Origin of the sequence: Vibrio injensis, assembly GCF_001895205.1 — a bacterium.
GTDB classification, from domain to species: domain Bacteria; phylum Pseudomonadota; class Gammaproteobacteria; order Enterobacterales; family Vibrionaceae; genus Vibrio; species Vibrio injensis.
This window is the reverse complement of record NZ_BDJF01000023.1, coordinates 1-21682: the sequence shown is the minus strand read 5'-3', so window position 1 is coordinate 21682 and position 21682 is coordinate 1. Positions and strand designations below refer to the sequence as shown.

General features: G+C 43.8%; 24 protein-coding genes. 11 read left to right on the top strand and 13 right to left on the bottom strand.

The window, feature by feature from the left end:
* Window positions 1-52: 52 nt before the first annotated feature.
* The 3 genes from lpxL to coaBC form a co-directional block, all read right to left on the bottom strand.
* Window positions 53-1003, bottom strand: coding sequence for an LpxL/LpxP family Kdo(2)-lipid IV(A) lauroyl/palmitoleoyl acyltransferase (gene lpxL / locus BSR11_RS10210; RefSeq protein WP_072670299.1), 951 nt, complete (start codon window positions 1001-1003; stop codon window positions 53-55).
* Between the two features lie 8 nt (window positions 1004-1011).
* A complete protein-coding gene (slmA, locus tag BSR11_RS10205; protein ID WP_072670298.1) occupies window positions 1012-1602 on the bottom strand; it encodes a nucleoid occlusion factor SlmA in 591 nt (196 codons plus the stop codon).
* Between the two features lie 138 nt (window positions 1603-1740).
* A complete protein-coding gene (gene coaBC, locus BSR11_RS10200; RefSeq protein WP_072670297.1) occupies window positions 1741-2940 on the bottom strand; it encodes a bifunctional phosphopantothenoylcysteine decarboxylase/phosphopantothenate--cysteine ligase CoaBC in 1200 nt (399 codons plus the stop codon).
* Between the two features lie 244 nt (window positions 2941-3184).
* Between coaBC and BSR11_RS10195 the strand changes: the two genes are divergently transcribed.
* The 6 genes from BSR11_RS10195 to mutM all read left to right on the top strand — a co-directional run bounded on the left by BSR11_RS10195 (window position 3185) and on the right by mutM (window position 7914).
* The gene (locus tag BSR11_RS10195; protein WP_072670296.1) at window positions 3185-4861 is read left to right on the top strand and encodes a methyl-accepting chemotaxis protein; all 1677 of its coding nucleotides are present in this window, start codon (window positions 3185-3187) and stop codon (window positions 4859-4861) included.
* Window positions 4862-5045: 184 nt separating this feature from the next.
* On the top strand, window positions 5046-5720 hold the full coding sequence (gene radC, locus BSR11_RS10190) for a RadC family protein (protein WP_072670295.1): 675 nt from the start codon (window positions 5046-5048) through the stop codon (window positions 5718-5720).
* 277 nt (window positions 5721-5997) lie between these two features.
* Complete coding sequence (rpmB, locus tag BSR11_RS10185; protein ID WP_004728407.1) at window positions 5998-6234, top strand: 50S ribosomal protein L28; 237 nt, start codon at window positions 5998-6000, stop codon at window positions 6232-6234.
* Window positions 6235-6247: 13 nt separating this feature from the next.
* Window positions 6248-6415, top strand: a complete 168-nt coding sequence (rpmG, locus tag BSR11_RS10180; protein WP_004397475.1) for a 50S ribosomal protein L33 — start codon at window positions 6248-6250, stop codon at window positions 6413-6415.
* 165 nt (window positions 6416-6580) lie between these two features.
* On the top strand, window positions 6581-7072 hold the full coding sequence (locus BSR11_RS10175; protein WP_072670294.1) for a hypothetical protein: 492 nt from the start codon (window positions 6581-6583) through the stop codon (window positions 7070-7072).
* A 32-nt stretch (window positions 7073-7104) separates the two neighbouring features.
* The gene (gene mutM / locus BSR11_RS10170) at window positions 7105-7914 is read left to right on the top strand and encodes a bifunctional DNA-formamidopyrimidine glycosylase/DNA-(apurinic or apyrimidinic site) lyase (RefSeq protein ID WP_072670293.1); all 810 of its coding nucleotides are present in this window, start codon (window positions 7105-7107) and stop codon (window positions 7912-7914) included.
* On the opposite strand, the gene coaD is transcribed toward mutM, so the two are convergent.
* Entirely contained in the window at window positions 7911-8405 is a 495-nt protein-coding gene (gene coaD, locus BSR11_RS10165; RefSeq protein ID WP_072670292.1) for a pantetheine-phosphate adenylyltransferase, read from the bottom strand. The genes mutM and coaD overlap by 4 nt on opposite strands.
* Window positions 8406-8515: 110 nt before the next feature.
* Here coaD and BSR11_RS10160 point away from each other — a divergent pair, with 110 nt between their 5' ends.
* Entirely contained in the window at window positions 8516-9550 is a 1035-nt protein-coding gene (locus BSR11_RS10160) for a glycosyltransferase family 9 protein (protein WP_072670291.1), read from the top strand.
* Here the strand turns inward: BSR11_RS10160 and BSR11_RS10155 are convergent.
* The 3 genes from BSR11_RS10155 to BSR11_RS10145 form a co-directional block, all read right to left on the bottom strand.
* On the bottom strand, window positions 9519-10304 hold the full coding sequence (locus tag BSR11_RS10155; protein WP_072670290.1) for a glycosyltransferase family 2 protein: 786 nt from the start codon (window positions 10302-10304) through the stop codon (window positions 9519-9521). The two genes, BSR11_RS10160 and BSR11_RS10155, sit on opposite strands and share 32 nt — an antisense overlap.
* A gap of 103 nt (window positions 10305-10407) precedes the next feature.
* Window positions 10408-11514: a glycosyltransferase family 4 protein gene (locus tag BSR11_RS10150; protein WP_072670289.1), complete on the bottom strand. Its 1107-nt coding sequence runs from the start codon at window positions 11512-11514 to the stop codon at window positions 10408-10410.
* A 35-nt stretch (window positions 11515-11549) separates the two neighbouring features.
* A complete protein-coding gene (locus tag BSR11_RS10145) occupies window positions 11550-12617 on the bottom strand; it encodes a glycosyltransferase family 9 protein (RefSeq protein ID WP_072670288.1) in 1068 nt (355 codons plus the stop codon).
* Between the two features lie 100 nt (window positions 12618-12717).
* Between BSR11_RS10145 and BSR11_RS10140 the strand changes: the two genes are divergently transcribed.
* Together BSR11_RS10140 and BSR11_RS10135 are read left to right on the top strand one after the other, a co-directional pair.
* Complete coding sequence (locus BSR11_RS10140; RefSeq protein WP_072670365.1) at window positions 12718-13104, top strand: diacylglycerol kinase; 387 nt, start codon at window positions 12718-12720, stop codon at window positions 13102-13104.
* A 21-nt stretch (window positions 13105-13125) separates the two neighbouring features.
* Window positions 13126-13830: a 3-deoxy-D-manno-octulosonic acid kinase gene (locus BSR11_RS10135; RefSeq protein ID WP_072670287.1), complete on the top strand. Its 705-nt coding sequence runs from the start codon at window positions 13126-13128 to the stop codon at window positions 13828-13830.
* On the opposite strand, the gene waaA is transcribed toward BSR11_RS10135, so the two are convergent.
* Genes waaA through BSR11_RS10110 form a run of 5 tightly spaced genes read right to left on the bottom strand, consistent with a single transcriptional unit; the run spans window position 13827 to window position 18845 of the window.
* On the bottom strand, window positions 13827-15092 hold the full coding sequence (waaA, locus tag BSR11_RS10130) for a lipid IV(A) 3-deoxy-D-manno-octulosonic acid transferase (protein ID WP_072670286.1): 1266 nt from the start codon (window positions 15090-15092) through the stop codon (window positions 13827-13829). The two genes, BSR11_RS10135 and waaA, sit on opposite strands and share 4 nt — an antisense overlap.
* A 1-nt stretch (window position 15093) precedes the next feature.
* Window positions 15094-16143 carry a lipopolysaccharide heptosyltransferase II gene (waaF, locus tag BSR11_RS10125; protein ID WP_072670285.1) on the bottom strand — a complete coding sequence of 350 codons (1050 nt, stop codon included), beginning with the start codon at window positions 16141-16143 and terminating at the stop codon, window positions 15094-15096.
* Between the two features lie 10 nt (window positions 16144-16153).
* Window positions 16154-16897 carry a glycosyltransferase family 2 protein gene (locus BSR11_RS10120; protein ID WP_072670284.1) on the bottom strand — a complete coding sequence of 248 codons (744 nt, stop codon included), beginning with the start codon at window positions 16895-16897 and terminating at the stop codon, window positions 16154-16156.
* Window positions 16897-18471 carry a phosphotransferase gene (locus BSR11_RS10115; protein ID WP_072670283.1) on the bottom strand — a complete coding sequence of 525 codons (1575 nt, stop codon included), beginning with the start codon at window positions 18469-18471 and terminating at the stop codon, window positions 16897-16899. Before BSR11_RS10115 ends, BSR11_RS10120 begins: the two co-directional genes overlap by 1 nt.
* On the bottom strand, window positions 18462-18845 hold the full coding sequence (locus tag BSR11_RS10110; RefSeq protein WP_072670364.1) for an HAD family hydrolase: 384 nt from the start codon (window positions 18843-18845) through the stop codon (window positions 18462-18464). The genes BSR11_RS10115 and BSR11_RS10110 overlap by 10 nt, the downstream gene beginning before the upstream one ends.
* A gap of 77 nt (window positions 18846-18922) precedes the next feature.
* On the opposite strand from BSR11_RS10110, the gene BSR11_RS10105 reads away from it, so the two are divergent.
* Together BSR11_RS10105 and BSR11_RS10100 are read left to right on the top strand one after the other, a co-directional pair.
* Window positions 18923-20062: a glycosyltransferase gene (locus tag BSR11_RS10105; protein ID WP_072670282.1), complete on the top strand. Its 1140-nt coding sequence runs from the start codon at window positions 18923-18925 to the stop codon at window positions 20060-20062.
* A complete protein-coding gene (locus BSR11_RS10100) occupies window positions 20049-21038 on the top strand; it encodes a WavE lipopolysaccharide synthesis family protein (RefSeq protein ID WP_072670281.1) in 990 nt (329 codons plus the stop codon). Before BSR11_RS10105 ends, BSR11_RS10100 begins: the two co-directional genes overlap by 14 nt.
* Window positions 21039-21095: 57 nt before the next feature.
* Here BSR11_RS10100 and BSR11_RS10095 read toward each other — a convergent pair.
* The coding region (locus BSR11_RS10095) for an O-antigen ligase family protein (RefSeq protein WP_139299825.1) at window positions 21096-21682 on the bottom strand (587 nt) is incomplete at its 5' end.

Sequence of the window (21682 nt, the reverse complement as noted above, 5' to 3'; positions counted from 1 at the left end):
TCTTTTCGTCGCAGAAAGTAGTGCCGGCAAATGAATAGCGCAGGCAAATCATTTAGGCGTAGCGACTGTCCCTTAATTCAGGATCTGGTAAGGTTTTAAATCGTTTATGCAGCCACATCCATTGTTCTGGAGCACGTAAGATAACCTGTTCAACGTACTTATTCATATAAGCCGCCGCCGTCGTTTCATCCTTTTGTGGATAGTCGGTCTCAACAGACAGATCGGCCATTAGTTCATAGCGACCTTGTGTATTGCGAAAACCAGAGCCCATGACAATCGCACAGTGGCTGGTATAAGCTAAAATGCTGGTACCTGTCGTAGTACAGGCTTCTTGCACGGCAAAGAAAGGCACAAACACAGACTTATTATGTCCATAATCTTGATCGGGCAGATAAAAAAGGCGTGCGCCTTGGCGGAGTACTCGAATCATCTGCTTTAAATCAGTGCGATCAATTAATTGGTTACCATTACGTGTTCGTCCCCGATATTGAATGAATTCATAGGCAGGGTTTGAATGTGGTCGATATGCGCCATAACCAGGTAATCCTAATACCGCGAAACCTCGAGCGGTAATTTCTAAATTTAACGCGTGCACACAACACAATAGTACGCCTCGGCTGTTTTGGTCATGTTTTCGCAGCGCGGAAAGATCTTTTTCAACCAATAAGGTTTTAAAACGCCACGTTGGCCAAAACCAAGTGATACCCGTTTCAATCAGTGCTGCGCCGGTATTTTTAAAGTTCTCAATCACAAACTGCTGGCGCTCAGTGGCGGTCATCTCTGGAAAAGCCAATTCGAGGTTTCGCTGCGCAATATGTACCCGCTTTTTACCAAAGCGCATAGCAAATTGGCCTAGGCTACGGCCAATATTTAATAGCCATGAATAAGGAAGGAGATTAACCATCAGTGCGAGAAAACCAAAGCCCAGCCATACACCCCAATATTTAGGGTGCAGTAATGCCACTGAAAATTCTGGTTTGCCGTATTTTTTGGGATTTGTCATGGTAATTACTACTTAATTTGTGCACTCAGTAATGCCCAATACGCCTCGAAATTAGCGGTAGGCAGATATTTGAAATCAGAACGAACAAAACGGTTTAAACTTCCTTCGACTTGGCCGAGTAATTGTGCCGCTAAAATGCTCTCATCGACAGGAAACGATTTCCCTTCACGCAGTTTACGTTCGCGTAAAATCTGGCGCAGAGACGTTTCGATTCGTTCATACAACTGATTAATGCGCTCTCGCAGCCGCTCATTTTCAAACATTAAAGCATGACCGGATAAAATTCGCGTCAGACCAGGGTTACGTTCGGAAAAGGCTAAAATCAGCTGCACAACGAGGCGAATGCGATTTAACGTGTCTTTTTCTTCATCCAAAATACGATTAATACGTGACATGAGTGATTCTTCAATAAATTCAATCAGCCCCTCAAACATTCGCGCTTTACTGGGAAAATGACGATATAAAGCGGCTTCCGATACGCCGACTTGCTTAGCGAGTTTGGCCGTCGTGATGCGCGAGGCACCTTCATGGGATTCCAGCATTTGTGCCAATGCTTGGAGTATTTCTTCACGGCGATTGATTTTTTTGTTACCAGCCATAACCCGATTTCCTTTGATGACCATTGATAGCGAGATAATAAGCGGCAAGCTTTGCCGAGTTAGCTAAGTGGGTTCCTCGCTAACGAGTGGTTGTGCGATGATAAACTTACTGGCAAAGCGAGTACTCATGCGTATCTACTATAGATGGCGATGAATGAATAACATTAACGCTTGGGCTAACTCACGTTTGCTGCTGAGTGGCAAAGCGTGTTGACCATTGGACCAATACACTGTCAGTGCATTGTCGTTGCTATCAAAACCTTGGCCAGTAACAGAGACATCATTGGCACAAATCATATCCAGCTTTTTCTTGGTCAATTTTCCTAGAGCGTATTTTTCCACATCCTGTGTTTCTGCGGCAAACCCTACTGTGAAAGGGCGGCGTTCGGTTAATGCCGCCACCGAAGCTACGATATCTGGGTTTTTAACCATAGTGATACACAGTGTATCGCTCTGTTCCGTTTTTTTGATTTTTTGCGTAGCGACGACGTCAGGCCGATAGTCCGCGACCGCTGCACAGCTGATAAAGACATCATGTTGTTGGGCATGATCCATCACCGCTGCGTGCATCTCTAGTGCACTCTGAACATTAATCCGCTTCACTTTGGCAGGCGTTGTTAAGGTAACCGGCCCACTGATTAACGTCACTTCAGCGCCTAGAGTAGCCGCTGCCTCGGCAATGGCAAAGCCCATTTTGCCTGAACTGTGATTAGTAATATAACGAACGGGATCTAACGCTTCGCGTGTCGGTCCTGCAGTAAGCAACAGTTTTTTCCCCAGCCAAGGTTTAGGCGCAAAAAAAACGTTACAGCGCTCAACCAATTCGAGTGGCTCAAGCATACGTCCCGGCCCGATATCGCCACAGGCTTGTTCTCCAGCGGCAGGCCCCCATACCGAAACGCCGCGTCGCACGAGGGTCGCGATATTATCTTGTGTTGCTTGATTACGGTACATCTGTTGGTTCATGGCGGGTGAAATCACCACGGGAGCATCGGTCGCAAGCACCAAAGTGGTCAATAAATCATTGCCCATCCCGGCCGCCAAACGTGCGATAAGATCCGCCGTTGCCGGCGCTAATAATACCAAGTCCGCCCATTTAGCTAACTCGATATGCCCCATGGACGCTTCTGCAGCAGGATCAAGTAAGCTATCTGCAACAGGATGCCCCGAGACGGCTTGCATGGTTAAAGGGGTAATAAATTCTTTTGCTGCATGGGTCATCACCACACGGACTTCCGCGCCTCGTTCGCGTAAGCGACGGGTTAATTCTGCGCATTTATAGGCCGCAATGCCGCCACTAATGCCAAGCAGAATATGTTTTCCTGCTAATGTTTGCATCTGGATTCCTCGAAAATTCTGCGAGTTATGTTAGCACAACTCCCGAAATATGTGGCTGCCGTGTTCGCTGCATTTTCTCTCTGAATTATATGGTTTATCAATAGTTATGAGGATTTTCTCATTTTACGCCGAACAAAAAACCAATTGGTTGGCCTAAATATCGTCAAATTTCACGGGGACTCACAGATATATTGCGATTTTTTCTGCATCATAAAAACAACAAAAAGCTAATTAGGATGACAGAATGATCTCGTTAAAGAGCAGAACCAAATTGCTATTATTGACGTTGATTCCATTGATGCTGATCACTGGATTAATGACCATGGTGAATTATTGGAGTAACGCGCGCGCACTCGAACAAGAATTAACCCAATATCGCGAGCAATTGGTCGAGACTCGTAAAGCTGAGTTGCAAGCGTATTTAATGATGGGTGTGACTGCGGTTCAGTCCCTGTATGAGAGTGATCGTAATGGTGAGAATCAAGCTGCAGCAAAAACCTTACTGAAAGCAATGCGTTTTGAAAGTGATGGTTACTTTTTTGCTTATGATTCACAAGGTGTCAATACCTTGCATGCCATCAATCCCTCTCTGGAAGGAAAAAATCTCTATGGTTTGCAAGATGAAAATGGCGTGCCAGTGATTGCTGGGCTGATCCGCGCCGCGAAATCCGGTGATGGTTTTCTGTATTTTTCTTGGCATAAACCGACGATTAATGCGCAAGCGCCCAAACTGGGCTATGCCGAGTATTTACCTAAATGGGATTGGGTACTGGGCACTGGAATTTATATTGATGATATCGATGCACAAGTCGCCCAATTTCAAGTATTGCGTCAAGACCAAGCGAAAGAGCAAATGTGGTCAACGATTGGTTTATCGTTAGTTGGATTATTGATCACCAGTATGGTGGTTAGCGCGTTGGTGGCTAAGGGGGTTGCGCCATTACAGCACGTGGTTGCCTCACTGCAAGACGTGGCGGCTGGTGAAGGGGATTTAACCGCTCGACTAAAAGTCGAAAGCCAAGATGAAATTGGTGAGGTTGCCAAAGCGTTTAATGCCTTTATGGATAAACTCCACCCGATGATCAAACAGTTACGAGAATCGGCACAAGAAGTGCAATTGGCTGCCGGAGAGTTAGATACACAAACCACGCAATCTAATCAGAAAATGAACAGCCACTGCCTTGAAACAGATAAAGTTGTGACCGCGGTGACAGAGATGAGTGCCACCGCACGAGAAGTGGCGAATAATACCAATGCGACTTCGCAAGCGATTGAATCTGCTAATGGTCAAATCCGAGATGCCCAGCATGAAGTGAATAGTGCAATTGAAGGGATCAGCGAATTGGTGCGTGAGGTTAACCTCACCTCAGACGCGATTCAAGATCTGAGTCAGCGTACCGATAAAATCACTCAAGTGTTAAATGTGATTGGTGAAATCGCGGGGCAGACAAACCTACTAGCATTGAATGCGGCTATCGAAGCGGCGCGAGCTGGAGAACAAGGCCGAGGTTTTGCCGTGGTCGCTGATGAAGTTCGTTCGTTGGCCAGTCGGACACAAAATAGTACGCAAGAGATCAGTGAGATGCTTCAGTCTCTTCACCAAGGGGTAAGCAAAGCGGTTGAAAGCATGAATACTAGCCAAAAGCGGGGCGAAAAAACCGCTGAAGAATCGATGCATATCAAACAAAGTTTGGCTGGGATTTCACAAGCCGTCGGTTTAATTCAAGATATGGGGATCCAAACCGCATCGGCGGCAGAGCAGCAAAGTGCGGTAGCCGAAGACATCAATCAGAACTTGGTCGCGATTCAGCAAATCGTTAACCAGTTGAGTGATAATTTACAGCACTCAGAATCGATCAGCTCACGCTTGGCGTCCTCAGGACAACAAATGGGGAATCTCGTCAGTCACTTTAAGCTTTAATCAACAAATGAGTTACCACCGAGATTGATCTTATTCCCATCTTCACTCAGGCCCATTTGGGCCTGAGTCTATTCTTGGCTTATAAAAGAGCTCATGTGCGACATTAATCTAGTTTAAATAATCGGTTGCTTTGTGGTGAGAGAGCGCCACTTCGCCCCCTATTTAGCAGACTTGGAGCTGAATCATGGGCCTTAAAGATCTTCCTGTCGAATCAATGCCACGGGAAAAATTACTTATCAGAGGACCGCAAGCGTTATCTGATGCTGAACTGTTAGCCATTTTTTTACGCACCGGTACGCCAGAGATGAATGTCTTAGAATTGGCGGATTTTTTATTACGTCAATCTGGTTCATTGCGCGCTTTGTTTTCTGCCAGTAAAGATCAGTTTTGTGCACATAAAGGATTGGGAGAAGCAAAATTTGTTCAATTACAAGCGGTCTTAGAAATGACTCAGCGTTACTTGGCTGAAACGTTAAAGCGCGGTGACGCGTTGACTAGCCCCCAACAAACCAAGTTATATTTAACCAGTGTGCTACGCGATCGTCATCGTGAAGCCTTTTATATTCTTTTTCTCGATAATCAACATCGTGTTATCCAAGATGAAATCTTATTTGAAGGGACAATTGATGCCGCTAGTGTTTACCCTAGGGAAGTCGTCAAGCGGGCGTTGCAACTCAATGCGGCGGCGTTAATTCTGGCGCATAACCATCCTTCTGGTATTGCTGAACCAAGCCAAGCGGATCGCCGAATTACTCAGCGTTTGATAGAAGCCTTGCAGTTAGTGGATATTCGAGTGCTTGACCACTTTGTGATTGGTGATGGTGAGGTGGTTTCCTTTGCAGAACTAGGATGGATTTGACGGATATTTTATGTTGTGACTTAAGATTATTCTGGTATGATTCGCGCACTAAATTATCAACCTAAACTCAGCTCTGCTTAAAAAAGATCACCAAATCCGTAAAAAGGATCTGTTCGGGTCTTGAGCAATGCATGTCAAGTTAGTATAATACGCGACCTTTGATAGCCTTGTATGGATTTTCCATAACGGTTTTTAACCTCAAATTTCTTAATACATCGAGAACGAGGTTCGGCCACCAAGGTTGATATCGAGCTGAAACGATTTGGAGAAGACATTCATGTCCCGAGTATGCCAAGTAACTGGTAAGCGTCCAGTAACGGGTAACAACCGTTCACACGCACGAAATGCTACTAAGCGTCGTTTTCTGCCGAACCTACAAACTCATCGTTTCTGGGTAGAGAGCGAAAAACGTTTTGTTAAACTACGTCTAACTGCTAAAGGCATGCGTATCATTGATAAGAAAGGCATCGATGCTGTTCTTGTTGATATCCGTGCACGTGGCGAAAACGTTTAAGAGGAATTGAGCAATGGCTAAAGGCATTCGTGAGAAAATCCGACTAATATCTTCTGCAGGTACTGGTCACTTCTACACAACTGACAAGAACAAGCGCAACATGCCAGGCAAATTTGAGATCAAAAAGTTTGATCCAGTAGTTCGCCAGCACGTTGTTTACAAAGAAGGCAAAATCAAGTAATTGATTGCGCATTCTGTTGTAAAAGTAGCGAAAACCCAGCCAATTTGGTTGGGTTTTTCTTTATGTGGATAAAATAGAACCTAGAACCTAGAACCTAGAACCTAGAACCTAGCTAGCTACTTTGCTATTCTTAGTTCATCCTGTTCATCAGCTAAGGAATGCTGCATGCGTATTGCCCCTCATCGTCGTCGGCGATGGAACAATATCCTGATTATCTTGGTACTGCTGTTTATTGGAGTGTTAAACTTACCGCCATTACTTAAATCTTATCTGATGTCTAACAGCAATGAAGAACAAGTTTACCCAAGTTTATTTATTCCGAATGCACCATTACAGGCCGTTTATACACGAGCGTTTGAGCTGACGCTAGATCAAGGTGAGTGGCAAGTAACTCCTTCGATTGATGCAACACCTGAACAGCTAGTGCAGCGCTGGCAAGCTTTAGTCGGTACTGAGGTTGATGAACAAACCGTACGTTCGTTACAACCGAGCTTGATAGGACCGCAAACCATCGAAGTCTGGTATCAAGATCTGGAAGAGCCACAACGGATCACTTATTATCAAGCACCGCAGTTTTGGCTATTTAAAAACTGGCAAGATAAGTGGATTGCTATCTCAGTGGAAGCCGATTATCTTTTCCCTTCATCCAGTCGTTAAGATCTTAATTCGTAAACCATCTTGGAGCTATGATGCCTGAATTACCCGAGGTTGAAGTCAGTCGTTTAGGCATTTCGCCGCATTTAGTGGGTCAAACCATCGCTGCAGTGACTTGGCGCTGTGAAAAGTTGCGTTGGCCTATTCCCCATCAGTTAATTCAGCTCGAAGGTCAGAAGATTGTTGCCATTTCACGCCGCGCAAAATACCTATTTATCGAAACCAAGGCAGGCAGTGCGATTATTCATCTCGGTATGTCGGGAGCCCTGAGAGTATTAGACGCAGATTTCCCAGCAGGTAAGCACGATCACGTTGATCTTGTTCTTGCGAATGGCAAGTTACTGCGCTATCACGATCCACGCCGCTTTGGCGCTTGGCTCTACATTGCTTCCGGAGAGCGTCACCCCTTACTTGAACATATGGGGCCTGAACCATTGACCGACGCGTTTAATGCCGAGACGATTGCTAAACGCGCGCATAATAAACGCTTAGCGATAAAAGCATTTATTATGGATAATAAAAACGTGGTTGGGGTGGGCAATATTTACGCTAATGAATCACTGTTTAAAGCCAAAATCCACCCTTTAAGACCAGCGCACAGCTTATCGAACCTTGAATGGCAATGCTTGGTTAGCGAGATAAAAGCCGTACTCGCGACGGCCATTGAGCAAGGTGGCACAACCTTGAAAGATTTCTCGCAAGCCGATGGCAAGCCCGGCTATTTTGCCCAAGAGCTGCAAGTGTATGGCAAAGGCGGTAAACCTTGTCCCATTTGTGCAGAATCGATCACTGAGCAAAAGATCGCTCAGCGCAACACCTTTTTTTGCGATGCTTGTCAGCGCTAAATTTGTTTTTTATTGTGCAAAGCGTGCGCGACAACGGCAGGAACAAAGCCATCAACATTGCCACCATGAATTGCCACTTCACGGACAATGGTCGATGAAATAAAAGCGTATTCTTCTGCTGGGGTTAAGAACACGCTTTCTAACCCCGGCATTAAGCGGCGATACATATTGGTTAGGCCAAATTCATATTCAAAATCCACTGTGGTTCTTAGACCACGGATCAAAACATTGGCTTGTTCTGTGCGGGCAAAATCGACCATTAAACCGCTAAAGCCTTTACTGGTGACATTAGGTAAATGCTGAGTCACCGCTTGGGTAAATGCGACCCGTTCATCCAAAGTAAACATGGTATTTTTACTGGGACTTGCTGCTACCGCAATAATCACTTCATCGAACATACTGGCGGCACGTTCAACAATATCTAAGTGTCCATTGGTGATCGGATCAAAAGTACCGGGATAAATAACCCGAGAAATGCGTTTTTGGCTCACGACAGTGACTCACAACTGATTAACTTAGTGTGATAGTAGCAAAAATACTCTCAATAACCTATTCAACTCGGTATCATAGAGCGGCTAACGAGCTGGTGAGAAAAAGAATCATGAAAAAAATATTGGTAATTCGTAACGATAAAATTGGCGACTTTATGCTGGCTTGGCCAAGCTTTGCAATGTTAAAAAACGCCATGCCCGATTGTCAGATTACGGCATTGGTCCCGCACTATACAGAGGCACTGGCTAAACTGTGTCCATGGATTGATGAGGTATTGATTGATCCAACGAAAAATGGCTCCCCTGAGCAAAAAAAACAGTGTTTACGAGCGATAAAAGCGCACAATTTTGATGCTTCGATCAATCTATTCTCAACCACTTATAACGCTCTTTTAGTCTGGAAAGCGGGCATACCCTATCGTCTTGCTCCTGCGACCAAATTGGCTCAGATTTTTTATAATAAACGGATTAAGCAGCAGCGTTCTCAATCTGCAAAACCAGAATATCAATATAATCTCGATCTGATCCGAGCTTTTTTGCAGGACATTGGCCAGCCGATCATTGAACCTAAAGCTCCTTATTTGCAATTTGAACCAGCATTGATAGCGAACCAGAAACAGAAACTCGCGGAGCAGTTGAACTTGAACATTAATCAGCCGTGGCTATTTGTTCATGCTGGCAGCGGTGGTTCAGCGAATAACCTCTCTCTCTCGCAATACGCCCAGTTATTACTAGGTATTCAAGGCGAGAAAGAGATAGTTCTGACGGCTGGACCGGGAGAGGAAGCGAAAGCGGCGGAGTTAAAAGCTTTATTAGAGCGACAAGGCGCCACTTCCGCGTTGTATGATAAAAATGACGGGCTGGTGGATTTTACTCGCTCAATCGCCTGCGCGGATCTGTTTATTGCTGGCTCAACCGGACCACTGCATATCGCTGCTACTTTGGATGTAGCAACAGTAGGTTTTTTTCCCGCCAAACGTTCATCAACCCCGTTACGTTGGCTGCCTTTAAATTCATCAGGCCGCCATATTGCGTTTACTCCACCACCAGCAGAATCAAAACAGGATCAAGCCGATATGAGCCGAATCGAGATCGATCAGGTGCTCGTCGAGCTTAATCCTTGGGCGGCTCAGTTTGGGTTCTAACCCATAAATCGGCGTATTTAACAAAGGTTGAATGCGCCGATAATAGCGACAGTAAGAAACCTTGCTTACCGTCTAAAAAGCCAGCCTTAATAACGTACATTTTAAGAAAGCAGCCCAGTGCATGTAAAATACCTTGGCTGATGCTGCTTTTTTTACCGCGCTTTTGCCGTTGTTCCGCCCATGCTCTCGCATAACCAGCAGATTTTACTAAGTAATGGTGAATATCATTATAGGTGTAATGAATCGCATCGCCTTGCAGGTATTTTACTTGCATGTCCGGTTGAATTATGACCTTTTCATGTACTAGTGATTCATCGTAGTGCGTCAATGCGGTTGGGTACAAGCGTACAACCCTATCGGGATACCAGCCGCAGTGACGAATATATCGCCCAAAAACCCAGCTTAGACGACAAATACTATAGAGAGTTTGGTTTTCATTAGCTTGTACTGCCTGTTGAATCGAGCGTTTTAACTCTGGGGTAATGCGCTCATCGGCATCTAGCCACAGTACATAATCGGCCGTTACATATTGTTGAGCTAAGCGGCGTTGAGGGCCAAAACCTTGCCAATCACGATTAACAAAAAATTTATCGGTGAAACGGCGAGCAATCTGTTCAGTGTCATCGGTACTGCCTGAATCAAGGATCACAATTTCATCGACCCAATCAGCAACGGTTTCTAGGCACGCTTGCAAATGCTTAGCTTCATTTTTTACAATCAGTGCTACTGCGAGTGTTGGCATTGAATCTGCCATAGTAGTTATCCCCAAAAATAAGTGGATGAGTTTATGTCATTCACAAGCTCAAAGTTTTTAATTACGAATATAGGATCTGTTGTCTTTTCGCGATTCAATATTATCAGCTCGAAAGGTCAACAGACCCTAATAACCGCTGAAAAAAGTCTAGGTGCTGTTTAGCGCTTTCTTGGCAAGAAAAGTCATTAATCATCCGCTGTTGAGCACGTTGCCCCATCAATTGACGTAGCTCAGGTGATTGGTAGAGTAAACGAATTTTTTCGGCAATCGCTGTGGGGTCTTGTACTGGGACAATAAAGCCACTTTCACCATCAACCAATAATTCTTTCCCTCCCCCCGTCGTGGTCGCCACAGAAGGGATACCCATCGCCATGGCTTCAATGATCGTTTTAGGCAGTCCTTCTCCGCTGATTGAGGGTTGGATTTGTACAGCGCTCGCGGCGAGTAATTCTGGGACATCTTTACGGTAACCAAGAAAATGAATACGTTCTTGCATACCACTGTATTTGGCTAATAATAAGTTTTGCTCGGTCTGCATATCTCGGCCAACCAAGAGAAGGTGTAAATTACCCAAATCAGCCAGTTGTTTGGTGCTATCGAGTAAAATATGCACGCCTTTACTTAATCTAGCATTGGCAATGCAAATGACACAAAACGCATCATCAGGGAGGCCTAAGCTGCTTAAGTTTATAGGTTGCGCTTGATACCAAGCAATATCATGACCTTTATAAATCGTCACCACATTTTGCTTGTTTTTCCACACTCGCGATTTGACATCATTAGCCACCGCCTCAGCAACGCAGACCACTCCGTTGACGCGTGGATGTAGGTGAGTGAGATAAGCGGTGGGGTCATGGCGATATAATCCACCGACGGTACCTCGATAAGTAACCAATTTCGTGTGTTTAAAACCGATACAAGCAAACGCAGCATTAGGAATGGTCCTTGAATTCATTGCGTAGACAATATCATAGTGATATTTAGCTAATTCAGTGCGTAAGGTTTGAATTGCTTTCCAGCAAATTTTCTTACTTGGGTAACAATCGATAACTTTGATACCGTTTTCTTTAAATCGAGGAAGATATTCTGAGTCTCCTTGAGTCATAACCGTCACATCGTGACCAAGTTTGGCGATCTCGATAAACATTTCCGCTTCAGGACGGACACTATTCCACGCATCATGATAAGAGCTAAAAATTAGAATTCGCATTAAAAAGCACCTTAAGGGTTATGGTTGAATTGCCGTTAGTGGCGCTTATCTTTTTGAGTGCGCTGGGATGACATCATGCGCTCAAAAGCTTTGATCACTTCTGCTAGCGAGATCTGTTGCATCAAATCTGCGCCTTTGGCTCGCGTGCTCCAAGCCAGCTCATGAAGTGGTTTTCCTTGTTGCTCAGTGACGTTTTTTTCATATACGCTCACCACATCGTCAATATTAAAATAAGGCCCGGTACGTTTAGGGTTACTATGCGCATACAAACCAAGTACTGGTGTGCCTTGCGTTGTGGCGATATGGGCTGGCCCTGAGTCTGGAGCAAGTACTAACTTAGCCTCACCCAGTATAGCGGTTAATTGTTTTAAGCTGGTTTCGCCTACCAGATTGATGACAGGTTGAGTCATTAATCCTGAAATTGTTGTTGCTAACTGAACTTCTCGTGGGGCAGGTGACCCACACAACACCACTTGATAACCTTGAGTGGTAACATAATCGGCAAATTGTGCATAACGCTCGGCTAACCAATTTCGCTCATCTTTACTGGCTGCAGGACAAATCACCACGCTTGGCTTATCGTGTAATTGTTGACGAGCAAAGGCTCGTTCTGGCTCACCAATCGGCATTGACCATGTTGGTGCTGTGCGAGGTACACCGAGATACTCAATAAAGGCCAAAAAGCTGTCTAAGACGTGAGTAGATTGATGATCGGCAATTTTTCGATTTGTGAATAACCACTGGCCTTCTTTGGCACGTCGGCGATGAAAGCCCACTTTGTATTGAGCATGAATCCCTAACGTCAGTAAGCTGGCTCGCAGCGCAAGCTGCATATGGATGAGGGCATCAAATCGCCGGCCTTTTAATTGTTGCCAAACCGCTTTCATACCAGCGAAACCCGCTTTTTTATCGAAGATGATCAGTTCGACATGGTCTAAGCCTTGTAATAACTGCGCTTCAACTTTGCCAATGATCCAAGTTACTTTGGTGTCTGGCCAGTGTTTTTGCAAAGCTTGAACAGCGGCGACGGCATGGCAGACATCACCTATCGCTGAAAGGCGTAAAAAACAGACAGACTGAGGCGGCGAAGAAAACAGAGGCATAGAAAAAGCTCACTTATTAATGAGCCTAAATTATGCAGAGTCCACCGATAAATGTAAAATAAGCCTTTTCAAATCCACCATAAAATAAGAGAGATTCATGATGCAACCTCCCTTTAGCGGAAAACCTAGCGCGACAGGATTACGCCGAATCATCAATGCGGCCGGTTATTCATGGCAAGGGTTAAAAGCCGCTTTTCAACATGAAGCGGCTATTCGCCAAGAGTTGCTATTGCTAGTGATTGCTGGCGTTACTTTATGCCTGCTAGATTTGCCTGCATTGGAACGATTATTGATGTTCTCTAGCGTAGTATTAGTGCTGATCGTGGAATTGCTTAACTCAGCGATTGAGGCGGTGGTGGATAGAGTCGGTTCTGAGCGTCATGAGCTGAGTGGGCGTGCGAAAGATATCGGGTCTGCGGCGGTAATGGTGACATTACTACTAGCCGGACTAATATGGACGGTGCTTATCTATACTCATTATTTATAAGTCTATGAAGGATAACTCATAATGATTAAGCAATGCTCGCTTAAGCAGCAAATGATTTGGTATGACGATCAATGGGTTAGTGAACCACTCTACGATCTTTTTGATGTGGCTTATTGGCACGCTGAACAAAAAATCATTGGTAGTGCTAAGGGGCGAGGAACGACGTGGTTTGTTGCTATGCAGCATATAGAGGCGGCGTTGCGTCATTACCATCGTGGTGGATTATTTGGCAAGGTAGTTAGCGATCAATATTGGTTTCAAGGATGGCATAAAACGCGCAGCTATGCTGAGTTCCATCTGTTGGCACATTTACGTCAACAAGGTGTGAATGTCCCCCGCCCAATAGCCGCGCGAGCGGTTAAACGCGGACTGGTTTATCAAGCCGATTTATTGAGTGAAAAAATCACCAATGCCCGTGATCTAGTGGCGGTTTTGCAGGAAACCCCCCTCGATGAGCAACACTATTTTTTGATAGGTCAAGAGATTGCTAAGGTGCATCGCGCGCAAGTTAATCATACCGACCTTAACATCCATAATATTTTAATTGATGATCAAGACAAGGTATGGATTATCGATTTTGATAAATGCCATCAGCAATCTGGTGAAAAGTGGAAAGAAGCGAATTTACAGCGTTTGCTGCGCTCTTTTCATAAAGAGCAGCAGCGATTTGGTATTCACTGGCAAAAGCAGCAATGGCAGTCACTATTAGCGGGCTATGTCTCTTAATTTGTAGAGAAAATAACCGCTACGGTTTTTGCTAGCGCGCCACGATTGACTGCGACTACTTGCGCGGCTTTTTGCCCCTGCTCACGAGCAGCATCAGGATGACTGAATAGCTCAATCAGGGTGTCAGCAATTTCTTCAGTTGAAGCGCAAAGGCGTACCGCATTCGCTGTTAATAAAGCCTCTGTCACTTCACTGAAATTATAATAACTGGGGCCGTTAAGTATCGGCTTTGCTAACGCTGCTGGCTCTAGTGGATTGTGCCCTCCGACTTTATTGCCCAATAAGCTCCCAGCCATAAAGCAAATATCTGCACTACCAATCAAGGTCAGCATCTCACCCATGGTATCTCCAAGATAAATCTGAGTCTTTACAGTCATTGGCTCTGTTCGTCGACTTAAAGTAAAACCTTCAGCTCTACAAAGTTGTGCGACCGTATCAAAACGTTCTGGATGACGAGGCACAAGGATCAGCAAAGCTTCTGGGTAAATAGTCAATACTTGCCGATGAGCGGCCAAGCAAAGTTCATCTTCACCTTTGTGGGTGCTTGCGGCGATCCATATTGGGCGATGTGGACCCAATTGCTGGCGAAGCTGCTGACCGGCTTGGATTACCTCATGATTGATATTGAGATCAAACTTTATTGAGCCCGTGACCATGACTTTTTCTTTTGCAACACCTAACCGTAAAAAGCGTTCTGCGTCACTTGGATACTGGCATAACAGCTTAGTAATATGTGAGGCTAGTTGATCAAAAACCACTTGAAACCGTTGATATCGCCGACAAGATCGTTCAGAAAGACGAGCATTAATTACTGTGATCGGAATCGAGCGCTGAGCAACACAGCGCAGCGTATTCGGCCATAATTCCGTTTCGATGATCAGCAGTTGGCTTGGTTGTACCACGTTTAAAAATCGACGTACACAATAGGAAAAATCCAACGGCATATAGCGATGTTCAACCAGATTGCCTAATTTAGCAATTTGTTGCGCACCGGTACTGGTGGTGGTGGTAACAATGATCGATTGCTGTGGATTATGTTGTTTAATCGCATGGATAATAGGTGTGGCGGCTATTGATTCACCGACGGATACAGCATGAATCCAAATTGGGCTTTTTGAGCCATTGAGTTTTGGGGTTCGACCAAAATGTTCTTGCCATCGAGAGCCAAAAGGCGGTTTACCCGGTTTGCGTTTATACAACGAGCGAAGCATAAAAGGCGCTGCGAGTAATAGTAGTGTACTGTATAGCCAGCGAATCAGCACGTTATAGCTCCACGCTTGACGACTCAAAAGTCTGCAAGGCCATGATCACTTGTTGTGGGGCCAATTCAGTTAAGCACTTTAAATGACCGTAAGGGCATTCACGTTTAAAGCAAGGACGACACTCTATGTCTGTATGGACAATAGCACTTTTCTCAGCCAAAGGAGGCGTGTAATGCGGGGAGGTTGAGCCATAAACACCGATAACCTGACAGCCAGCAGCGCCAGCCACGTGCATTAATCCTGAGTCGTTACTGATTACGGTTTGGCAGCAAGAGAGTAAATCAACGGCTTCGATTAAGCTGGTTTTTCCAGCCAAATCAGCCAAGTGAGTTCTAAGCGTTTCAGGCACCTGATCAATAATGGCTTGAGTCGTCACGCGGTCTTTTGCTGAACCAAATAACCATACCTGCTTACCTTGCTGTAGCAAATAGGTGGCAACTTGGGCGTAATGAGTGGTTGGCCATTGTTTGGCGGGGCCAAATTCGGCGCCAGGGCAAAGGCCAACGGTATCACCTTGCGATAAAGAAAACTTTCTAGCGGTAGTTTGCTGTTGCTCTGGTGTAATGGTCAATTTAGGCTTTGGTAGCTTATCTAAGCCCCCTAAAGCATCAGAGCCAGTCATGGTTGATTTGTCGTAAGCCAGTGCCACATAGCGCTCAGTCATATATTGGAACTGTTTTTTGTTACTCCGAATATCGTTTAAAAGACCATAGCGCATCTCTCCCTTCCAGCCTGTACGTACAGGGATACGCGCAAACCAAGCGATCAGAGCTGATTTAGCAGAATTAGGTAGAACGTAGGCGTGATCATATTGACCACGTAGGGATAGCCCAAGTGCTCGACGAGCAAAAAAATTAAATTCGCCATGCCCAAAAGGCAGTTCTAATGCGCGATGGACTTCCGGCATTCTCTCCAATATGGGTTTACACCAAGCGGGAGCCATGACATCAATCAAAGCATCAGGATACTGCTTTTTAAGGGTGATATATAAACATTGCGACATCACCATATCGCCCACCCAAGATGGGCCAATGATAAGAATACGATTCATAAGTAGCGTGTTAACCTTTGAAAGCAGAAGGCTCTTGCTTTAAGAAAGCATAATATTCATCAGGAACACCACAAAAAATAACTTCATCGCGTTCGATTAAGTGATAATGGATCTGTTTACCTTGCTGAATTAAGTAATTGTACAACGGAGCCACATAAAGCTCGCCTTTTTCCCACAACTCTGGTGGTAAAGCGAGGTAATGCTGATAAGCATCGCGATAGTCTTGCAGTGACGCGAAGTAATAGAGCCCCGTGCAACAAAGTTGTGATATGGGTCTTTTTTCTGCAGTCTCGATCACTCGTGTTGTGTTTGCTGATTGTGGCCGGACAAATGACCAATTGTCACCTTGGCCATCAAAGACTTCAAGATAGCCATCCCAGTGAGCGAGTTCGCTAGGGAAAACAAACCCTGGTCTAAAGGTATCGATATTAAAAATGGTGAGTGATTGTTCTTGATCACCCTCATCCTCAATACCGATAAAGACTGTTTCTGCTTGGCCCCGAGTTTCTTGGGTCAACAACTTGACACTAAAGGAGCGGATGCCCAATGTTTGTGCCTGTTGATTGACAAATTCGACGGTATTATCGACATCTCGGACAATAAATAAAAAATGTTCACTTTGAAAGTAGTGCTGGAAACTGCTCACGGCGTGCTCAAAAAGGCTCTTGCCATGAGCATCTAGCATATATTTGGGTTTATCAAATCCGGCTTTAAAAAAGCGAGAGCTGAGTCCGGCCATCGGGATCACAATCATTACTTTGCCTCTAACATGCAGTTATAAAGTCGAAACGCATTGGCTAATAAAGCGTTTTGTCGAGAAAGATCATCACTATGTAGGGGGAGCATAGATAAAAACAGTTGAATTTGCATCGCGTAGAGTGCCTTAGCCGTCAACTGGTAGTCGGCACAGAGTGTGTCCAAAAAGAGTTGCTGTACGTCAGAGAGGTGATCAGTATCGGCCAGTGAAAACTCAATCGTGTATTTATTGATATCAACGCGATAATACCCAGCAATGATCCAATCGTACAAACCAATCACTGAATGGCAAACCTTAGCAATATCATACTCGATATGCCCATAAATAGTGGGTTGATTATCTGCCGTCATGCCTCGAGGGTCGATGACTTTAATACGATTTTTACGAAAGTCATACAAAATATTACTAAAGCAAAAATCACCATGCATGACGGTCGCCACTTGACTCGTTGGTAAATGCTGCAAAGACGCCTCATGTAACGCTTTAAGACTTAAGTGTGGGTGTTGATTATAAGTCCAAGGATGTGTCCAGTCGAATTGTCGTTCTTGACAGAACTGCATCAATCTCTGCTCGGTTTTGCTAGCAAATAGCGTTTCTAACGAATCGGTAACGGCATGTTCAGGTGCGGTCATTGAGTAACAAGCAGAAAGAAAAGTACGCATTTGCAGCAAAATTTGTCGCCATGTCATTTCTGGTAAGCGGGCAAAAACAAACAATTCATTTAACGCATTGTGATATAGATATTCTAAACGATATGCCACTTTGTCGTTCTTAGTATATTCACCGAGAAACTGCGGAGAAAAATGTTTTAATTCATTTGGGATGTGTTGAAACCAAAGCGATTCCGCCACAATTTTATGCTCTTTAACGCTGCTTTTCTCTATCCAGTCAGGGGTAATTGTCAGTTCATTGAACGCCCTTTGCGTTGTATATTCAGCTTTGGAGCGATAGTAAGTATTTACATGGCCGAAATCGAGCCAATCATTAGATTGACTGACTTGAATGCCGAGAGTTTTGTGGTAAACGTTTAATGCTTGTAAGAAGTTCCAATGGGTTTGACTTAAACAACGCATTAATGTGCGTGGTGATGAAAAATTGAAAAAACCACTAACCACTTGGCTTTGACTCGTCAAATTGCTGTCTTCTGTTGCCAACCATTGAGAATTGTTTTCATCAATGGTTGCCCAGTTATAACCACTATCCACCTGAGCAATCGTAATCACATCCTTTTGTGTTGGAGGTGTGAGTAATGTATCACCGTAGAGGATGCTCAGATCCGTATCAAAAGATTGAGAGGTTAAGGCTAAAGCTGCCATTAACGATTCACCCAAAGAGAGATCGTCCGGTAATGCTAATAGTTCAACGTTATGTTCGGTTAACCATTGTTTATCGAATGCTTCTACCTGATAGGACTGAGGAATAGAAAGATAAATTGGTTTTCCTTTAGGAACCAAAGCGATTTGGTGATGGAAAAGTCGTCGATTTCCTAAAGGTAAGAAGGCGGGAGGAATCATCCCAAATTCAGCACGAAGATCTTGCCCTACATAAGCGCCAGACATAATTAGGAACATGAGTGACGTTCCTTTTCGAGTAAGTCATTAATGGCATCTAAACTTAAAGTAGCAAACTCAGAAGGACGAATAGCGCGATCATCAATATAAAAACCCGCTTGTCCACACCACGGCTTGCCGACCAGAATTTCATCATACGGAACTTGGTGTTTGTCGAGCCATTCGGTAATAATTGGCAAGGTATGGATATTGATTTTGCCGACATTACCCTCATAAGTGCGCATATTTCGTGCGGTGGAAATGGTGATACTAAACCCGAGAGCTTGGTATTCGCGTAAGCGTTCAATCACTGCTAAATTAGGAGAAACATGACGATAATCAGAGGTATCTGCGGTAGTGATAGTGCCATCGAGATCAACAATCAGCCTTTTCATATCAAACGTCGTGGTGGTTATAAAGGCATTTATGGTAGCATTCGTGATGAGTTTTTTGTAGTCATAGAGATCGAGCAATGACAAAAATGAAAATTGCTTTTGTGATAGCTGGCAATTATAACACCAGCCTTTACAGCGTCACTCAAGCAACTGTCCAATATTTGAGAGACAGAGGACATCAAGTCGATCTGATTTTTCTTGAATGGTTTGCTGACGATCTCAGAGATAATGATCAATACATAGATATCAAAGGAATGAGTAGCAACAGCTTGTATTCCTTCAAGGGCTTACCTTTTCGTTTACTGAAAAATCTGCTCAGTAGACATATTTATGATTACTTTTTAAGCCGCTATTTTTGTCGGCAAATTGAACCGCTATTTGCTGGTTACGATAGTATTTTCGTTCATGGTGTCCTCTGTATTCCTTTGCATGCGTTACGCTTACCATTTTATGGTGTATTACACAGTTGTAAGACCGATAATTTTCTTGGACGGCGTTCTCGTTTAACCAGAAAGCTGTATCAAAAAATCTATCAAAAAGTGTACAGCGGTAAACGGTTACTCTGCGTATCTGAGTCAGTGAAACAAGATATGCTGAATAATATGCAAGCGACCCCGAGAAGTATTGAAGCTATCTATAATGGCTTTAATTTTGACGATCTAATTGATAAAGCCAATCAAGGTCAGACCGAAAAGGTTCCCGAGCATTTTATTATGGCAGCAGGGCGACCAGATAGAACTAAGCGGTTTGATATTTTACTGCGCGCTTATGCTAAAACCCAACAAGCCTTGCCGCTGGTCATTTTTGGCGAAGGACGAAAACTCAAAGACTTACAACAATTGGCGATCCAATTAGGCATTCAAGATAAGGTCATTTTCTGGGGCTTTTGTGATAACTTATTACCCTATTTTAAACAGGCAAGCCTGTATGTATTAAGTTCTGATGTTGAAGGTTTACCAACAGTCGTCATTGAGAGCCTGATGCTAGGAACGCCAGTGGTAGCAACCGATGCCGGTGGAGTGAGGGAGCTGCTCGGTGAACGTCTAAAGGAATGGATTGTACCGCGACAAGATATTGATCAATTAGCTGCAAAAATTGATGCGATTTTAGCCAATCCGCCAACTGTTGGCATTGAAGACATTCATTTTCTTGATTATCGAGAAGTGGGTAAAAAGTATGAACAACTGAGTGAGAAAATGCGTGATGGATTTTCGTGATATTACCGTCGTTGTACAAGGTCCAGTACAAACTTTTCAAGACCGTCCTCAAGAACCAAACATAACGCATAAGTGCTTACAATCGGTAAGAGAGTACCTCCCAGGGGCAACAATTATATTGTCTACTTGGCCAAATCAAGATCTTACCGGTTTGGATTATGACCAATTAGTCATTTCTGAAGACCCCGGAGCTAACGTTCGTCATTACACCATCGAAGGAAAACCGCAACCTTATAACAACAATAGGCAAATTGTGTCATCAAAAGCGGGCCTACAACAAGTCGTGACCCCTTACGCGGTGAAATTAAGAAGCGATAACTATTTAACGGGTAATCATTTTGTTGAGCTACAACAGCAATATCGAAAGCGCTCTCAAGAGTACGCTTTTTTTAAAGAGCATGTGGTAGTGAGTGATGTTTTTACTCGGCGTTATGCCAAAGGCTTTCCGGTTGCTTTTCATATTAGTGATTTTTTCTATTATGGACGAACGGAAGATGTGCTGGCCTTATGGGATATTGCCCTATTTGAAGACTTTCAACCCACCGAATCGGTGCCGATTAATAACGGCTTTCCTGATTTTGTGATTGATTGTACTCAGGCTCTATTTTTAGCAGCGATTCAAAAATTTGATTCAAGTCTTGCTCTAAATAGCTTGCTTGATAACAATCAAGAGACATTATTAAAATCAGAAAAAGTGGTTGCTAATAATTTAATCGTTGCCTCACCACGTCGGATTGGATTGGGGCTGTGTCAAAAGTTTTTAGGCACAGCAAGGGTGTCAAGACGTAGTGGAAAGGTTGCCCATGTGCAGTTCTTTGAGTGGCAAAAATGGTATCAACGCCATTGCGATCCTAGTATGGTAATAGAGAATTACACGATGAAAGCCATAAAATTATTTTTGATGCGTTGTTTTTATATTTTTCCTAATCGAATGCAGACAAAAATAAAAATACTAGAGAGATGGTTGAAATTATAAAAAATCAAGCCCAAGTTATTTAAACTCGGGCTTGATTTTTGATGGATTATATATTTATCATTCAAGCTTACTATTGCAGAGAGGAATGATTAATAAAAAATACAATAGACTGGTTTCAGCATACCAAAAAGGTACATCTGTTAAACAAGCAATAAAAAACAGTACGGATAATGATATGATCAGCTCACGATTAGCGACATTCTTCTTAATCGCATAGATAATAGGTGTCAGCATTAATAAAATAGTTAGAATTAATCCAATTATTCCCATTTTGGCTAAGTTTTCAAAGAATTGGTTATGATAATGGTCAGGGTGAAACTCGCCAATACTTTCTTGTAGTTTACCTTCTTCAACTAAAGAAATAAGAATATTTTTATGTTCAGAGCCGACCCCAAACCATGGGTTAACTTTGGCAATTTCTGTTGCCGCTTGCCACATTTGTAATCTTAAGCCTATTGAACTGGCTAGATCACCAGATTCAATTCTTTCTATCTCTACTCTCGTTTGTTCAATGCGTTTACTGATGGTATCTTTCATCATATAGGAGATAGATACTGTCGCTAATATAATAGTAACACCGATACGCATCCAATGTTTATTATTTTTAATAGAATAAGCAATTATTATTATAATTGCACATAGTA

Bases quoted from the DNA above. Each gene is read 5' to 3' on its own strand.
- radC (WP_072670295.1), top strand. From the start codon at position 5,046: ATGGGCCTTAAAGATCTTCCTGTCGAATCAATGCCACGGGAAAAATTA.
- BSR11_RS10135 (WP_072670287.1), top strand. From the start codon at position 13,126: ATGATTAAGCAATGCTCGCTTAAGCAGCAAATGATTTGGTATGACGAT.
- mutM (WP_072670293.1), top strand. From the start codon at position 7,105: ATGCCTGAATTACCCGAGGTTGAAGTCAGTCGTTTAGGCATTTCGCCG.
- BSR11_RS10140 (WP_072670365.1), top strand. From the start codon at position 12,718: ATGCAACCTCCCTTTAGCGGAAAACCTAGCGCGACAGGATTACGCCGA.
- BSR11_RS10175 (WP_072670294.1), top strand. From the start codon at position 6,581: ATGCGTATTGCCCCTCATCGTCGTCGGCGATGGAACAATATCCTGATT.
- BSR11_RS10150 (WP_072670289.1), bottom strand. From the start codon at position 11,514: ATGCGAATTCTAATTTTTAGCTCTTATCATGATGCGTGGAATAGTGTC.
- BSR11_RS10115 (WP_072670283.1), bottom strand. From the start codon at position 18,471: ATGTTCCTAATTATGTCTGGCGCTTATGTAGGGCAAGATCTTCGTGCT.
- BSR11_RS10160 (WP_072670291.1), top strand. From the start codon at position 8,516: ATGAAAAAAATATTGGTAATTCGTAACGATAAAATTGGCGACTTTATG.
- BSR11_RS10145 (WP_072670288.1), bottom strand. From the start codon at position 12,617: ATGCCTCTGTTTTCTTCGCCGCCTCAGTCTGTCTGTTTTTTACGCCTT.
- BSR11_RS10195 (WP_072670296.1), top strand. From the start codon at position 3,185: ATGATCTCGTTAAAGAGCAGAACCAAATTGCTATTATTGACGTTGATT.
- waaF (WP_072670285.1), bottom strand. From the start codon at position 16,143: ATGAATCGTATTCTTATCATTGGCCCATCTTGGGTGGGCGATATGGTG.
- rpmG (WP_004397475.1), top strand. From the start codon at position 6,248: ATGGCTAAAGGCATTCGTGAGAAAATCCGACTAATATCTTCTGCAGGT.
- BSR11_RS10100 (WP_072670281.1), top strand. From the start codon at position 20,049: ATGGATTTTCGTGATATTACCGTCGTTGTACAAGGTCCAGTACAAACT.
- BSR11_RS10110 (WP_072670364.1), bottom strand. From the start codon at position 18,845: ATGAAAAGGCTGATTGTTGATCTCGATGGCACTATCACTACCGCAGAT.
- BSR11_RS10120 (WP_072670284.1), bottom strand. From the start codon at position 16,897: ATGATTGTGATCCCGATGGCCGGACTCAGCTCTCGCTTTTTTAAAGCC.
- BSR11_RS10105 (WP_072670282.1), top strand. From the start codon at position 18,923: ATGACAAAAATGAAAATTGCTTTTGTGATAGCTGGCAATTATAACACC.
- slmA (WP_072670298.1), bottom strand. From the start codon at position 1,602: ATGGCTGGTAACAAAAAAATCAATCGCCGTGAAGAAATACTCCAAGCA.
- lpxL (WP_072670299.1), bottom strand. From the start codon at position 1,003: ATGACAAATCCCAAAAAATACGGCAAACCAGAATTTTCAGTGGCATTA.
- rpmB (WP_004728407.1), top strand. From the start codon at position 5,998: ATGTCCCGAGTATGCCAAGTAACTGGTAAGCGTCCAGTAACGGGTAAC.
- BSR11_RS10155 (WP_072670290.1), bottom strand. From the start codon at position 10,304: ATGGCAGATTCAATGCCAACACTCGCAGTAGCACTGATTGTAAAAAAT.
- coaBC (WP_072670297.1), bottom strand. From the start codon at position 2,940: ATGCAAACATTAGCAGGAAAACATATTCTGCTTGGCATTAGTGGCGGC.